Annotated in this window: 14 protein-coding genes; 5 read left to right on the plus strand and 9 right to left on the minus strand. The window is 55.3% G+C overall.

Translation table 11 applies throughout. The features are described from left to right. Positions 1-21 precede the first annotated feature (21 nt). Positions 22-195, minus strand: coding sequence for a hypothetical protein (locus tag TH5_RS25490; RefSeq protein WP_167443524.1), 174 nt, complete (start codon positions 193-195; stop codon positions 22-24). On the opposite strand from TH5_RS25490, the gene TH5_RS10965 reads away from it, so the two are divergent. Both TH5_RS10965 and TH5_RS10970 read left to right on the plus strand, forming a co-directional pair. Further along, entirely contained in the window at positions 194-2,563 is a 2,370-nt protein-coding gene (locus TH5_RS10965; protein WP_114121897.1) for a Tex family protein, read from the plus strand. The genes TH5_RS25490 and TH5_RS10965 overlap by 2 nt on opposite strands. Positions 2,564-2,750: 187 nt before the next feature. Beyond that, the gene (locus TH5_RS10970) at positions 2,751-3,056 is read left to right on the plus strand and encodes a hypothetical protein (protein ID WP_062950398.1); all 306 of its coding nucleotides are present in this window, start codon (positions 2,751-2,753) and stop codon (positions 3,054-3,056) included. Here the strand turns inward: TH5_RS10970 and TH5_RS10975 are convergent. Further along, complete coding sequence (locus TH5_RS10975; protein ID WP_114121898.1) at positions 3,044-3,388, minus strand: hypothetical protein; 345 nt, start codon at positions 3,386-3,388, stop codon at positions 3,044-3,046. The two genes, TH5_RS10970 and TH5_RS10975, sit on opposite strands and share 13 nt — an antisense overlap. 51 nt (positions 3,389-3,439) lie before the next feature. Here TH5_RS10975 and TH5_RS10980 point away from each other — a divergent pair, with 51 nt between their 5' ends. Further along, positions 3,440-4,045: a superoxide dismutase gene (locus tag TH5_RS10980; RefSeq protein ID WP_007088675.1), complete on the plus strand. Its 606-nt coding sequence runs from the start codon at positions 3,440-3,442 to the stop codon at positions 4,043-4,045. Positions 4,046-4,104: 59 nt separating this feature from the next. Here the strand turns inward: TH5_RS10980 and TH5_RS10985 are convergent, their stop codons facing one another. From TH5_RS10985 to TH5_RS11010, 6 genes are all read right to left on the minus strand, one after another. Next, positions 4,105-4,389 (minus strand): type II toxin-antitoxin system RelE/ParE family toxin, encoded by a 285-nt coding sequence (locus TH5_RS10985; protein WP_114121899.1) that lies wholly within the window; start codon positions 4,387-4,389, stop codon positions 4,105-4,107. A 5-nt stretch (positions 4,390-4,394) separates the two neighbouring features. Continuing rightward, a complete protein-coding gene (locus TH5_RS10990) occupies positions 4,395-4,643 on the minus strand; it encodes a CopG family ribbon-helix-helix protein (RefSeq protein ID WP_114121900.1) in 249 nt (82 codons plus the stop codon). 112 nt (positions 4,644-4,755) lie between these two features. Further along, positions 4,756-6,255: an L-piperidine-6-carboxylate dehydrogenase gene (gene amaB / locus TH5_RS10995; protein WP_114121940.1), complete on the minus strand. Its 1,500-nt coding sequence runs from the start codon at positions 6,253-6,255 to the stop codon at positions 4,756-4,758. Between the two features lie 34 nt (positions 6,256-6,289). Then, complete coding sequence (locus tag TH5_RS11000; protein WP_114121901.1) at positions 6,290-7,633, minus strand: aspartate aminotransferase family protein; 1,344 nt, start codon at positions 7,631-7,633, stop codon at positions 6,290-6,292. A gap of 62 nt (positions 7,634-7,695) precedes the next feature. Next, on the minus strand, positions 7,696-8,883 hold the full coding sequence (locus TH5_RS11005; RefSeq protein WP_114121902.1) for an NAD(P)/FAD-dependent oxidoreductase: 1,188 nt from the start codon (positions 8,881-8,883) through the stop codon (positions 7,696-7,698). Between the two features lie 77 nt (positions 8,884-8,960). Beyond that, on the minus strand, positions 8,961-10,022 hold the full coding sequence (locus TH5_RS11010; RefSeq protein WP_114121941.1) for a DUF1338 domain-containing protein: 1,062 nt from the start codon (positions 10,020-10,022) through the stop codon (positions 8,961-8,963). A 179-nt stretch (positions 10,023-10,201) separates the two neighbouring features. Here TH5_RS11010 and gcvA point away from each other — a divergent pair, with 179 nt between their 5' ends. Both gcvA and TH5_RS11020 read left to right on the plus strand, forming a co-directional pair. Then, the gene (gene gcvA, locus TH5_RS11015) at positions 10,202-11,119 is read left to right on the plus strand and encodes a transcriptional regulator GcvA (RefSeq protein WP_114121903.1); all 918 of its coding nucleotides are present in this window, start codon (positions 10,202-10,204) and stop codon (positions 11,117-11,119) included. Positions 11,120-11,245: 126 nt separating this feature from the next. Then, positions 11,246-12,961 carry a methyl-accepting chemotaxis protein gene (locus tag TH5_RS11020; RefSeq protein ID WP_167443525.1) on the plus strand — a complete coding sequence of 572 codons (1,716 nt, stop codon included), beginning with the start codon at positions 11,246-11,248 and terminating at the stop codon, positions 12,959-12,961. A gap of 77 nt (positions 12,962-13,038) precedes the next feature. Here the strand turns inward: TH5_RS11020 and TH5_RS11025 are convergent, their stop codons facing one another. Further along, positions 13,039-14,313, minus strand: coding sequence for a CynX/NimT family MFS transporter (locus TH5_RS11025; RefSeq protein WP_114121905.1), 1,275 nt, complete (start codon positions 14,311-14,313; stop codon positions 13,039-13,041). Between the last annotated feature and the right edge of the window lie 250 nt (positions 14,314-14,563).

Here is a 14,563-nt window from a genome sequence, read left to right on the forward strand (position 1 = left end):
CGCCTGCACCGTCTGGGCAAGTTATAGGGCCGCAATATCTGGCAGGATTTCCAAAATCCATTCGATTTCAGCCGCTTGGGATTTCAACGAGAAAATCCACCAGATATGCAGACAGCCATTTATCCGAAACTGGCTCTTTCCCCCCTGCACGAAAGCCGCTATTTCAGGCAGACGAGCAAACCAAGGAGAAACCATGCGTCCAATTCCCCAGCGTATCGCCGAAGAGCTTTCGGTTAGACCCGAACAGGTCATTGCCACCATCGAGATGCTCAATGAAGGGTCAACCGTTCCATTCATCGCCCGTTACCGCAAAGAAAAAACCGGCGGTCTTGATGATACCCAACTTCGTACGCTGGAAGAACGCCTGCGCTATCTGACCGAGCTTGAAGAACGCCGTTCAAGCGTGCTTGAAAGCATCCGCGAACAGGAAAAACTGACGCCGGAACTGGAAAAGGCCATCAACGAGGCAGATACCAAAACCCGCCTTGAAGATTTGTACCTGCCCTATAAGAAAAAGCGCCGCACCAAGGCCCAGATCGCCCGTGAAGCCGGGCTGGAGCCGCTGGCGGATGATCTGTATGGCAATCCGAACTTTGATCCGGAAACCGAAGCCGCCAAATACGTCGATGCCGAAAAAGGTGTTGAAGACACCAAAGCCGCCCTTGATGGTGCCCGTCAAATCCTGATGGAACGCTTTGCCGAGGATGCCGATCTGGTGGCAAAGCTGCGCGACCTTTTGTGGAATGACGGCGAAATCAGCGCCAGCGTGATTGATGGCAAGCAGGCCGAAGGTGCCAAGTTTTCCGACTATTTCGAACATTCCGAAAAAATCAAAACCTGCCCGTCGCATCGCGCGCTGGCCCTGTTCAGGGGACGCAACGAAAACATCCTGCAACTTAAACTGACCCTGGGGGCCGCCGATGAAGACCGCCCCCGCACCGAGCAGGGCCGGGCCGAGATCATGATTTCCGCCCATGTCGGTATTGCGGATCGTGGCCGCGCCGCCGACAAATGGCTGGTGGATACTGTTCGCTGGACCTGGCGGGTCAAATTGTCGCTATCCATCGAACTTGATTTATTCGGCACGCTGCGTGACAGCGCCGAAGAAGACGCGATCAAGGTCTTTGCCGATAACCTCAAAGACCTGTTGCTGGCAGCACCCGCCGGGCAGAAGGCCACCATGGGTCTTGATCCGGGGGTTCGTACCGGCGTCAAGGTTGCCGTGATTGATGCCACCGGCAAGATGGTTGATACCGCAACCGTTTACCCGTTCCAGCCACGCAACGACGTCGAAGGCGCGCTTAATACGCTGGCGGCCCTAGCAGCGCGCCACAAGATCGAACTGATCGCCATTGGCAATGGCACCTATTCGCGTGAAACCGACGATCTTGCCGGTCAGTTGCTCAAACGCTTCCCGGCCCTTAAGGCAACCAAGGTCATCGTCAACGAGTCCGGCGCATCGATTTATTCCGCATCGCAATTTGCCGCAGAAGAATTCCCCGATCTGGATGTGTCGCTGCGTGGGGCGGTATCCATCGCCCGCCGCCTGCAGGACCCGTTGGCAGAACTGGTGAAGATCGAACCAAAATCCATTGGTGTCGGTCAGTATCAGCACGATGTATCGGAAACCAAGCTTGCCAAATCGCTCGATGCCGTGGTCGAGGATTGCGTGAACGGTGTGGGTGTTGACCTCAATACCGCGTCTATTCCGCTTCTGACCCGTGTTGCCGGACTTTCGGAAACACTGGCGCGTAATATCGTCGGTTATCGTGATATCAATGGGGCGTTCCGGTCACGTGCAGACCTTCGCAAGGTCGAACGCCTCGGCCCCAAAGCGTTCGAACAATGTGCCGGTTTCCTGCGCATTCGTGGCGGAGAAAACCCGCTGGATGCATCGGCTGTTCACCCGGAGGCCTATAAACTGGTGGAACGTATCAGCACCCGTTCCAACAAACCGCTGGCAGAGCTGATTGGCGACTCGCCCTTCATCAAAACCCTGCGCCCGGATGACTATGCCGATGATGTGTTCGGGGTTCCGACCATCCGCGACATTCTGGCCGAGCTTGATAAGCCCGGCCGCGATCCGCGCCCGGAATTCAAAACTGCGAAATTCACCGACGGCGTGAACGAGATCAAGGACCTCAAGACCGGTATGAAGCTTGAGGGTACGGTCACCAACGTCACCAATTTCGGAGCATTTGTCGATATTGGCGTGCATCAGGATGGTCTGGTTCATATTTCGCAACTGGCGGACAAATTCGTTTCCGACCCGCGGGAAGTCGTCAAGGCAGGCCAGATCGTGTCGGTTACCGTCATGGAAGTCGATGCACCGCGCAAACGTATCGGTCTGTCGATGAAATCCGCACCGGACTACGAAGGTACCCGTGAAAAGCGTACCGAGTCCCGTGGCAACCACAGCAGTCACGCCCATCAGGCACGCGGAAACACCGGGCGAAATAACCCGCCGCGCGGCGGGAATCATCAAGGCAGTCAGGGCAATGCCGGAAATGACGGCGGCGCGATGGCCGCTGCCCTAAAGGCCGCAATGGAACGCCGAAAGTAGCGATTTCATAAAAATTTCGCGCCTATTCTGATTGTAGAAAGCCCCCTAACCTTTTGTTCAGGGGGCTTTTTACGTGTGACAGATGGAAAATCGAAACATTCGGCACGGAAATGCCGCATTTGCGCCCCCATTTTCCCGTCTTCACCGCGCATCTTTGCTTCACCAAAAAGAAGCGCGAGGAAACAACATGTTTAGATCTTTGCGCAGCAAGCCGGTTGTAATCGCCCTCGTCGGAGTTTTGACAGTGACGACAGCCGCACTGGCTGCAATCCGTGTCGCACCGAAAGCGACCACCGACAGTGTCACCATCCATGCTGATCAGGCAAAAGGCGAAGTCATCCTGTCCTTTCAGGACGGATCGATTGCGCTGAACAAAGATTGCGGCTCTTTCCCGTGCCGTATCGATATTTCCCGCCTGCAAAAAGGGGAATACGACGTGATGATCCGCAATGGCACCGATATTCAGAACATGGTCAGCCTTTATAAGGAATAGCAGGCTGACCGGTTATCCGGCTCGGGGTACATGACGCCCGATAGCAGAAGCCTGTCGGGCAGACATTCGCAGAATTCAAAATATTTTCGCATCCATGGAACGATGCGCGCCTCAGCTTGTTTAAAGGGTATGGAATATCGCAAAGCCATCCAAGGCATTGCGCGCTGCTTCCTTTGACCTAGATAAAGGCCGAGGATTAAGACCACGAGGTTTTCCATCATGCCCGTTTCCGAACCCGCCAAAAGACAGTGATCATCCATAGCAACAAGTTTTCCAACAGGTTGCATGGGATTTTCACTTTTACGGCAGGTGGTAATGGGGATATGTTGCATCAGCCCTGTGCTGACCGCACAAACCAATAACGAAAGTCGAGGATCTGTATCATGGCTCTTGAACTCCCTGCACTCCCCTATGCCTATGACGCGCTTGCACCGGTCATGTCGGCTGAAACCCTTGAGTTTCACCATGACAAACACCACAACGCCTATGTTGTGAACGGCAACAAGCTGCTCGAAGGTTCCGGCCTTGAAGGCAAGTCGCTCGAAGAAATCGTTGTTGCATCCTATGGTGATGCATCCAAAGCCGGCCTGTTCAACAACGCTGCCCAGCACTGGAACCATATCGAGTTCTGGCAGATGATGAAGAAAAACGGCGGCGGCAACATTCCGGGCGAACTGGAAAAGAAAATCGTTGAAGATTTCGGCTCCGTCGATGCCTTCAAGGAAGCCTTCATTCAGGCTGGCGTCACCCAGTTCGGTTCGGGCTGGTGCTGGCTGGCACTCGATAAATCCGGCAAACTGGTCGTGACCAAGACCCCGAACGCGGAAAACCCGCTGGTTCACGGTCAGACCCCGCTGCTCGGTTGCGATGTCTGGGAACACTCCTACTACATCGATTACCGCAACGCGCGCCCGGACTATGTCAAAGCGTTCATCAACGATCTGGTGAACTGGGAATATGTTGCAGAACGTTTCTCCAAAGCTGGCTAATCAAGACCGGCTTTGACCATGAATTAAAGAAAGCGGCTCCTTCGGGGCCGCTTTCTTGTTCAGAACTCATCGGGCCATCGCCGCGCAGTATGCAAGACAGCGATTATCGTGATCGTATTTCCATCCAGACCATAAGCAACAAGGTAAGGCGTACCATTGACGATCATTTCGCGTGTTTGCTCCACACGCCCGACACGACCTATGAACGGATGGGTAACGAGTTGCGACACTGACCCTGATATCAATTGATAGGTTTTGCGAGCCGCCGTCGGATTACGTTCGTCAATGTAATCAAGAATGTCACGCAGATCATCGACAGCCCGACTATCCCATTGAATACGCATCCGGATTATTTTTCAGCGAAGCGTTGTTCAAACCCGGCAAGCACATCGTCATGCCCGATCAGTTTCGCACGGCCTTCGGCAATACTGCGTGCACGATCTGCAATCAGGTTGATCTGCCATTCCTGATGATCGGCATATTGCCGAAGAGCGTCATTGATGATGCTTGAACGCGTCTGGTCGAACGCATTGGCAAGCTTATCGAGCCGTTTTCGCAAATCGGCATCAACACGCACTGCCATTGTATCTTTGCTCATGATCGGCCTTTTGATTGCGACGTATTACAACGTATTATATCGCATTCAGGGGTAAATAAAAACCCCGCCGGCGAACCGACGGGGTTTGATATCAAGCTGATTGAGCGCCGGATCAGATATCGAATTTAATCCCCTGCGCCAGCGGCAATTCGCGGGAATAGTTGATCGTGTTGGTCGCACGGCGCATATAGCCTTTCCATGCGTCCGAACCCGATTCACGTCCGCCACCGGTTTCTTTTTCGCCGCCAAACGCGCCGCCGATTTCCGCACCGGACGGACCGATATTGACGTTGGCAATACCGCAATCCGAACCAACAGCCGACAGGAACAATTCGGTTTCCCGCAGATCGGTCGAGAAGATGCAGGATGACAGCCCCTGTGGCACGCCGTTCTGAAGCGCAATGGCTTCTTCAAGCGTTTCATAGGTCATGACATACAGGATCGGCGCAAAGGTCTCGTTGCGCACGGTTTCGGTCTGGGACGGCATTTCAACAACCGCCGGGGTGACGTAATAGGCGTTCGGATACTGATCGGCCAGTGTACGTTCACCGCCATGCACTTTCCCGCCATCCTTTTTCGCATTGGCAAGGGCAGTCTGCATGTTGTTGAAGCTGTCCTCGTCAATCAGCGGACCGACAAGCGTACCATCGGCAAGCGGGTCGCCAATCTTGACCGACTTGTAGGCAGCAACGATTTTCGGCAGCAATTCGTCTTTGACGTCTTTATGGACAATCACGCGACGCAAGGATGTGCAACGCTGGCCACAGGTCCCAACCGCCGAGAAGACCACCGCACGCACGGTCATATCAAGGTCGGCAGACGGGGTAACGATCATCGCGTTGTTGCCACCCAGTTCCAGGATGGTACGGCCAAAACGTTCCGCTACACGCGGGGCAACTTCGCGGCCCATGCGGGTCGAACCCGTTGCCGAAACAAGTGCCACATCATGGCTGTCGGTAAGGGCTTCGCCAATACGGCGATCACCGATAACGACATGATGCAGGCCTTCTGGCGCATCGCCAAATTTCGCCAATGCCTTTTCAAAGATTTTCTGGCAGGCAAGTGCGGTCAGCGGGGTTTTTTCCGACGGTTTCCAGATCACCGAGTTTCCGCAGACCAGTGCAAGGGCAGTGTTCCATGACCAGACGGCAACCGGGAAGTTAAACGCGGAAATGACGCCAACAACACCCAGCGGATGCCAGTTTTCCATCATCTTATGGCCCGGACGTTCGGACGCGATGGTCAGACCGTAAAGCTGACGCGACAGGCCTACGGCGAAATCGCAGATATCGATCATTTCCTGAACTTCGCCAAGACCTTCCTGATAGATCTTGCCGCATTCAAGCGATACCAGACGACCCAACGGTTCCTTGGCCGCGCGCAGTTCTTCACCCAGAAGACGGGCCAGTTCACCGCGGCGCGGACCGGGCACCTGACGCCACTGGGCAAATGCCTTTTTCGAACGCGCAATGATGTCGTTCATTTCCGACGGGTCGGTCTCGGCAACAGCCGCAATTTCAGAACCGTCAACCGGGGTCTGAACCTTAAGCGTACCATTGGAAATCTCGGCCTCGGACAGGCCCAGTTCGGTCAGAATGTTTTTGAAACTCACGGTTAAGCTCCCTTCTTTTTGAATTTTACGGCGATCACGACCGGTCATCCGCATCCGATACCGCTGCCAGCTTTGGCAGCAACTTGCCGATGATCGCAAAAGCTTCATCGACCTGTTCGAACGGAATGGTCAGCGGGGCCAGAAGGCGCACCACATTGGCGTGTTCACCACTTGGCATCAACAATAGCCCGCTTGCACGAGCCAGTTGCAATAATGTTTGCAGACGTTTCGGCGACGGTGCCCCGTCATCTGCAATCAGTTCGAAGGCGCGCATCGCGCCAATACCCCGCATCGCGCCAATCACATGCCCACCGGGCAAATCGCGCAACCAGGAAATATGGGTGGCGTATTTTTCGCCAAGCTGCTTGGCACGGTTCAAAATGCCGTCTGTTTCCAGCACCTCGAACACACCGGTTGCCGCCGCACACGCCACCGGATTGCCGGAATAAGTCCCGCCCAGACCACCGGGCATCAGGGCATTCATCACATCCTCCGCCCCCGTAATCGCAGCCAGCGGAAAACCACCGCCAATACCCTTGCCCATCACGATAATATCGGGGCAGACATTGGCATGCTCGATGGCAAACATTTTACCCGTCCGGCCAAAGCCCGACTGGATTTCATCAGCAATCAGAACCATGCCATTGGCATCGCAAAGACGGCGCAGTTCGACAAGAAATTCCGCGTCACAGGCCCTGAAACCACCTTCGCCCTGCACGGGTTCGATCACCACGGCACCAATGCTGCCCGGATCGACCGATACGGCAAATAATTTGGCAATTGCGTCCATTGCATCGGCCACCGATACACCGGTTTCACGGCAGGGATATGGCAAATGGTAAACCGGCCCCGGAAGCGGCCCAAGCCCGGTCTTGTAGGGTTTGGTTTTACCCGTCAGCGCAAGGGTCGCAAGGGTGCGACCATGAAACGCCCCTTCAAAGGCCAGAACACCCGTCCGGCCTGTAAAGGCACGCGCAAGTTTCAGGGCATTTTCCATCGCCTCCGCCCCGGAATTGGTCAGCATTGATTTCGCCGGACCTTCGATCGGGCAGTTTTCCGCAAGCCAATCCGTCACCGCGACATAAGGTTCATGGGGCAACGCGTTAAAGCAGGAATGGGTAAAACGTTCGCACTGCTCGGCCACACGGGCCATCACGACCGGATTGCGATGCCCGGTATTCAGCACCCCGATCCCGCCAACGAAATCGATATAGCGATTGCCGTCAATATCCCAGATTTCGGCATTCAGTGCCCGATCCATATAGACCGGATGCACATTGCGAATACCGTTTGAAACGCTGTGTTTCTGGCGTGCCGTGATGGTGGCGGCGTCCATCACGGCATCTTGTGTCTGGTTGGTCATATCATCACGGGGCATGTGGGGTTGCTCCGGCTTTCATCGTTAAGATATTGATTTCGAACATTCGTTACGAAACCGATTTAAATTACATTCAGTTCCAGAACCGGGGCATTGTCGCGGATGCGCTCATACCCGAATACGGACATATCAAGGGTCTGGTAGTGGCCTGCGACGATCAGTTCCGAAAGACCACGGCCAACTGCCGGGCTTTGCTGCAAGCCATGGCCCGAAAAACCATTGGCAAAGAAGAAGTTCTTTACCTCGGGATGCGGACCGATAATCGCGTTCTGATCCAGCAGGTTATAGGAATAATGCCCGGCCCAGGCATTGACCATCTTGATCGCCTCGAACCGTTCGCAACGCTCGTAAAGTCCCGGCCAGATGATATCGTCAAACAGGCTGTAATCGACTTCGAAGTCCCAGCATTCCGGGTCACGATCCGCGGGCGGTGCAATCCCGGTAATGAAAAGATCACCTTCGGGACGTACATAAAGGCCACTTGGATCAATCAGCATCGGGCAGGACGCGTTAATGTCGGCCGCATCACGGCAATCAAACACAAAGATGCACCGTTTGCGCGGCTCGACCGGGATCTCCAGCCCCGCCATGCGGGCAACTTTTGATCCACCGGTTCCCGCGGCGTTGACAAGCACGCCACACCCAAACCGCCGTCCGTCTTTCAGAACCACACCCGTGACCTGATCGCCATCACGCAGAACCTCGACGACTTCGCCGTCGATATAATCGGCCCCCTGACGGCGGGCCTGTTTGCGGAAGGATTGCATCAGGGAATAGGCATCAAACCATCCCTCGCCGGTACGGCCCCAGCAGGCCGCCGCCAGATCGGATATATTCATCCACGGATATTTGGCCGCCAGTTCGTCGGGTTCCATCCAGACGATATCAGCCCCCAGCTTGGTCTGGGTTGCGTGATTCTGCCGCAGGATATCGCGCCCGGATTCGGTCGCCAGAACCAGATAGCCCTTTTCATGGAAGGAAATATCGACTTCGGGATCAAGATCACGTTTCAGGTTGCGCAGGAATTCAATGCCAAAACCCGACATTTCAATATTGATCGGGGTCGAAAACTGCTGACGGATCGAGGCCGCCGACAGGGTTGTCGAACAGAATTCATAATTCGGGTCTTTTTCAATGACCAGAACCCGGCCCTTGAAATCATCCCGCCCGGTCAAAAACCATGCGGCGGAGCTTCCGATAACAGCCCCACCAACAATGATGACATCATAATTTTCGTCCACTGATCCCATGATCGCCTGTCACCCGATAGAATGTTTTGAAACCGGAACGGTATAATCCGTTCCGGCATTCCGGCCTTTTTGCTTCCTTATGCCGCCTTGCTTCCGGCGGTCATTTTAAAGATGCCCTGCGCATTGCTGCTGTCAAATCGCAGATCAAGTTTTTGTTCACCGGTCGTCTCGTCACGCACGTGATCACGGCTGATGAATTCATAGAAGGAACCGGGCACATCGCGGGTCACCAGATCGCCATTGGCATCGCGCATCTGACGCAGGACACGGGTTGCCTTGAATGCGGTCTGACGCACCGATCCGGTGCTGGAAATTTCGACCTTCTCCTTCATCGGACGGCCTTTGGCGCGCTGTTCGTCGGCGACCGCCTCGATATCGTCAACCCGATCCGTTGCATGGTTGAATGCGTTGCCTTCGGTTGAAATCCACGCCATTTCGGCCGACTCTGCCAAAAGGACCTCATAATCGGCCTCGGATACCGGGCCGTGCTGCGCGCCGAAACATTTGACCAGAACCGGCAGAAGCTTGGTCGCATCGGCAAAGCCGATATTGCCGTTAGCAGCCAGTTGATCCAGCAGGACCTTGGCACCGGGTGACAGCGGATCAACCGATTTGCCAACCGTATTGGCAACCGCCTGCTGAAAGGCCGAGCTGAATTCTTCGACATGAAGCTCGGATACAAAAAACTGCGCGATCAGTTCCGGCTCATCTGCATGGCAAAACGCCCGACCCGTCATTTTCAAACGCGACAGCGGGTAAAGACCAGCAACATCAAATCCAAGCGGGGCAAGGATGCGCGCGATGGCAACATGACCGCGCGGCAAATCCCCGGTCGCCGGGCCATCGACGGTACGAATGGCACCATGATCGAAAATGATCGGCTCGCCCGCGGCCAGTTTATCCTCGGAATAGGCTTTGCCTTCGGGAACGGCTTCCAAAAGACCATCAAACAGGATCATGTTAAGCGCCTGCGCCATCGTCAGGCGGCTGACTTTTCCGGCATCATTCGCAGGATCGGCCAAAAGCCGGTCATTCACATCAATCATCCGAAACAGATAATCGGCTTTTTCCGCACCAAGAACAGCCTTGAGAACGGCACCAAGCTGGCTGTCTAGCGGGGATTTAACTAGCTGGGGCATTTCTGCCTCTCCTTCCGTAATATTATCAATTACCCGATCAATTTTACTGTCCGGAAGGATCATGTGGTGGCACGAGGGGTTCCGAACCATTGAAATGCTAAGGCTTGGCAGGAATTCTAACAAACGATATATTCGCACCATATCATTCCATTTGGTAATGAACTTGGGGATCAAAACACATGCGTCGCGTCCTGCCGTCCCTGACAGCCCTGCAATTTTTCGAAAGCTCCGCCCGGCATCTCAGCTTTACCCGTGCGGCCGAGGAACTGAATGTGACGCAAAGCGCCATTAGCCGCCAGATCCGCGCACTAGAGGAATATCTGGGCCGGGATCTTTTTCGCCGGGTAAAAAAACGCCTGAAACTGACGGCGGCGGGCGAAGCCTATGCCGCACAGGTGCGCGACCTTCTCGACCGGGCAGAAGCCGCAACCCTGCAGGTCATGGCTTATTCCGATGCCGGCGGGATGCTGAATGTCGGGACATTGCCGACCTTTGGCGCACGCTGGCTGGTGCCGCGACTGGGGGATTTCAAAACCACATGGCCCGATATCCAGCTTAACCTGATCACCCAGACCCGCGAATTCAATTTCAGCCGCGAAGGCATCGATATCGCCATCCATTTTGGCGAAGACAACATGCCCGGCTGCGTGTTTCACCGCCTGATGGGCGAAACCCTGATTGCGGTTTGCGCGCCCAAAATCCTTAAGGAAAACGACGATCTGCCGATTGCGCGCGAACGGGTCCGCAATTGCACCCTGTTGCAACATTCCACCCGTCCACGCGCCTGGCAGGACTGGTTGGCCGCCACCGGTGTTGCGGTTGTGGATGAACTTGCCGGTCCCCGGTTCGAACATTTCCACATGGTGATTCAGGCCGCCGTTGCCGGATTGGGGCTGGCCCTTCTGCCGGAATTTCTGGTGCGCGAAGAACTTGATAACGGGCGGCTTGTCGCCCCGTTTGACGTCTCGATCCCCAACCGGCATGCCTATTACGTTGTTTATCCCGAAGAAAAGGAAAACAACTTTGCGGTTCGCGCCTTCCGCGACTGGATCATCGCGACATGCAGGGCGGAATCAGCACAATCAACCGCCGCATGACACCAACTGATCATATATCCTGACAACGAATTTCATTGCCGATTGAATTCGCCAACCCTAAAGTTCCCACCCATATGTATAAGAACCGCCATCCGCGCGGTCAGACCGGGGTAAGGGGAATTGGCTGTGTCGCAACTGGAAAATCGTCTGGCGCTTTATAATGTTCTGCCCAGAACGTTTGGCGCTTTGCGCAAGGCATCCGGACTGATCCACGATCAATCCGCCAAGCGCGCCGAGGGCTTTTACAAAACCATCAGCCAAAGTGACGATCTGAAAGCCACCCCGCTTTCGGATGCGACCATCGCATCCCTGACGAAATCATTGCAAAATCACTGGAAAAACCTGTTTGACGGCAAGATTGACGAGGCTTTCGTCATCCAGGCCAGCCAGATCGGCCAGGCCCACGAAGCCCACGGCATTACCCCCAAACTTTACATCGCGACCTATAATGCGATCACCGATGCCCTGATCGAGGCGATCATTACCCGCCATCGATGGAACGCCGGTCAGGCGGCAAGCATTGTCACCTCGCTCACCTCGGTGATGCTGCTTGATATCGAACTGACGCTGACCGCCTATTGCGATGCCAGTGCTATCAAACGCCATAACGCATCGGAAAATGCCTTCGCCGATCAGCAGCTTGATCGCACGATGGATCTGTCCGTTGCGATCAATCAAAGTGCCGTATCCAATGCCCGCATGATGAATGTCATCGAGGATGTCGACCGCAAGGCACAATCGATTTCGGCCGCCATTGATCAAATGGTTTCAGGCATCAGCCACATTGCCGAGAATGGCCGCGCTGCTGCCGATAACGCGACCGATGCCATCACCGCCACACGCAATGGCCAGCAAACCGTCAAGGAAGCGGTTGGCAGCATGGATGACATTGCACACGCGGTTTCCGATGCATCAGGCCGGGTCGACGCCCTGGCCGAGGCATCCGAAAAAATCGGCGAGATCGTCGCATCAATCGAAGCAATTGCTGCCGAAACCAACCTTCTGGCGCTCAACGCCACAATCGAGGCCGCCCGCGCGGGCGAAGCCGGCAAGGGATTTGCCGTCGTCGCGGGCGAGGTCAAGGCCCTTAGCCAGCAGACCGCCCGCGCGACCGAGGAAATCCGCAGCCGCATTGTCAATCTGCAGGGCGAAACACAGGGTATTGTTGATGCCATGGCGCGCGGCAATGATGCCGTATCACGCGGCCAGAATGTGATGAATGACGTTGCTCGCGAAATGGGCGACATCGGCACCAAGATGGAAGACACGACGCGTCGTATCGCCGATATTTCAACCATCCTTGATGAACAGAACAAGGCAACCGATGCCGTCCGCGATGGCATTACCGGCATCGCCGGGCAAACCGGCGGGCAGGTTGCAGCCATCCGGTCCGCCATTGGTGTTATCGGACAGGTCGAAGGCCTGATCGAAACACAGGTTTCCGAACTGGTTCAGTATGAAATTCCAAACCGGACCATACGAAGTGCCCGCGCCGAACATGCCGTCTTCTTCAAATCCGTTGCCGAACTTTTGGCCGGACTGGGCAGCAGCTCCGATATCCATATGGGCGATGCCAAAACCTGCCGGTTTGGCAAATGGTATGACAGCCCAGCATCAAAGCCGTTCCGCCATCTTCCGTCTTTCGATGCAATCCGGGCACCGCATCTGGCTCAACACGAAGCCGGTCATGCGGCGGTCACTGCCTTCAAGAACCGCGACATTATTGCCGCGGAAAAGGCCTTCGCCCGCATGGAAACCGCGACCCATGACGTCCTGCAGAAACTCGATCAACTGGCAAACGAAGCACGCAATATCACCCCACTTTCCGAAGCCGTCGAGTAACTCACTCCCGCTCAAAAGAAAGCCCGGACGGTCTAATGTCCGGGCAATCGAGTCTGATAAAAGCGATACGTGAAACGTTATCCGCCGATCTTTTGTGCCGATCCCGCACGAAGGGCTGCAATCATCTGAATACACACAATCGCAAACAGGAAGGACAAGGCCGCCTCCCAGTTGCCAAGCACATCATGCAGGGCCCCAAACAAAACCGGGCCGACCGCGGCCAGCAAATAGCCGACCGACTGGCACATACCCGACAACCGTGCCGAAGTCTGCGGGTCCGCGCCGCGGATACCCACCAGCGTCAATGCAATACTGATCATCGCCCCCTGTCCAAGCCCCATGCAGAACGCCCAAAGATAGGGAAGCTCGGTCGTGGCAAAAACAAACCCCGGAATACCGATCATCAGCGGAACATGCAAAATGACCATCGCCAGTTTCTTGTTGGCGATTTTCGAATAGATCAGCGGTGCGGCAAACGCGGCCGGGATACCAAACACGTTAAAGATGGTCAGAAGGGTTGCGGCCTCTCCCTCGGAAATGCCGCTATCGATGAAGACCTTCGCGACCCAGGCCGTGCCTGTATAAAACATCAGCGACTGGCACCCGAAAAACAGGGCAAGCCACCATGCCTCGACATTTTTCCACAGCGAAACCTGTGTGACAGAAACGGGTGCAGGTCCCTTGTGGCGGTAACGCAACATTGGCAGCCACAATAGAAAGGCAAGGGCTGCAAACACCGCCCAGATCCCCAATGAATACCGCCAATCACCATCTGCCGCATTTCGTATCGGAATGGCAACGAATGCTGCAACAGTTGCACCTGTCGACATTGTAAAGGTGTAAAGTGCGGTGATCAGCGCAACACGGGTCGGGAAACTGCGCCGCACCAGCGACGGTGTTAGCACGTTTAAAACAGCAATCGCCGATCCAAGAATGATCGTGCCAACGATCATGATGCCATAGCTGCCGGTCGCACGCAGGCCCTGCCCCACCGCAATAAACAGCAGCATGGTCAGAAGCGTTGCCTCCAACCCGAACCGCTGCCCAAGGCGTGGGGCGAAGATCGACAATACGCCAAAACTAAGGACCGGGATCGTCGTCAGCAGACCAAGCTGCACGCCCGAAAGCTGCAGATCAACGCCGACAATCTCGGCAAGCGGCCCCATGGCAACGATACTGCCACGCATGTTCGCCGCCAAAAGCAACAAGGCCAGCAAAAAGCCGATATGCGGACCAAGGTGACGAAATCCTCGCGCTGCAGGATCGGCGGATCGAATGTCTTCATTCTGCTGCGTTGGGGACACAGCAGACAAGGTTTCAGACGGTGCAACACCGTCCTGATTTTGGGTCATCGGAATACTCCGGCAAGGGTGGTGGCGGGGAAAGCCTGAGTATCACGGGCCTGAAAGCCCGAAATTGCGGAAACGAGCTGCAAAACTACGGAAGCAGTACGAGAACCTGTCTGATTTTGTCCGCGACATGGGGACATAATATATGTGTCACCCGTGGCACTTTTGGCAGATTTTCGAACGTTTCCAGAATTTTGCTTTGTTTGGCCGCATGCTAGCCGCAGAAACCGGGTCGCTCAACGCAAATCCGACA

This window comes from Thalassospira xianhensis MCCC 1A02616 (assembly GCF_003326475.1).
In the GTDB taxonomy this organism is placed as follows: Bacteria; Pseudomonadota; Alphaproteobacteria; order Rhodospirillales; family Thalassospiraceae; genus Thalassospira; species Thalassospira xianhensis.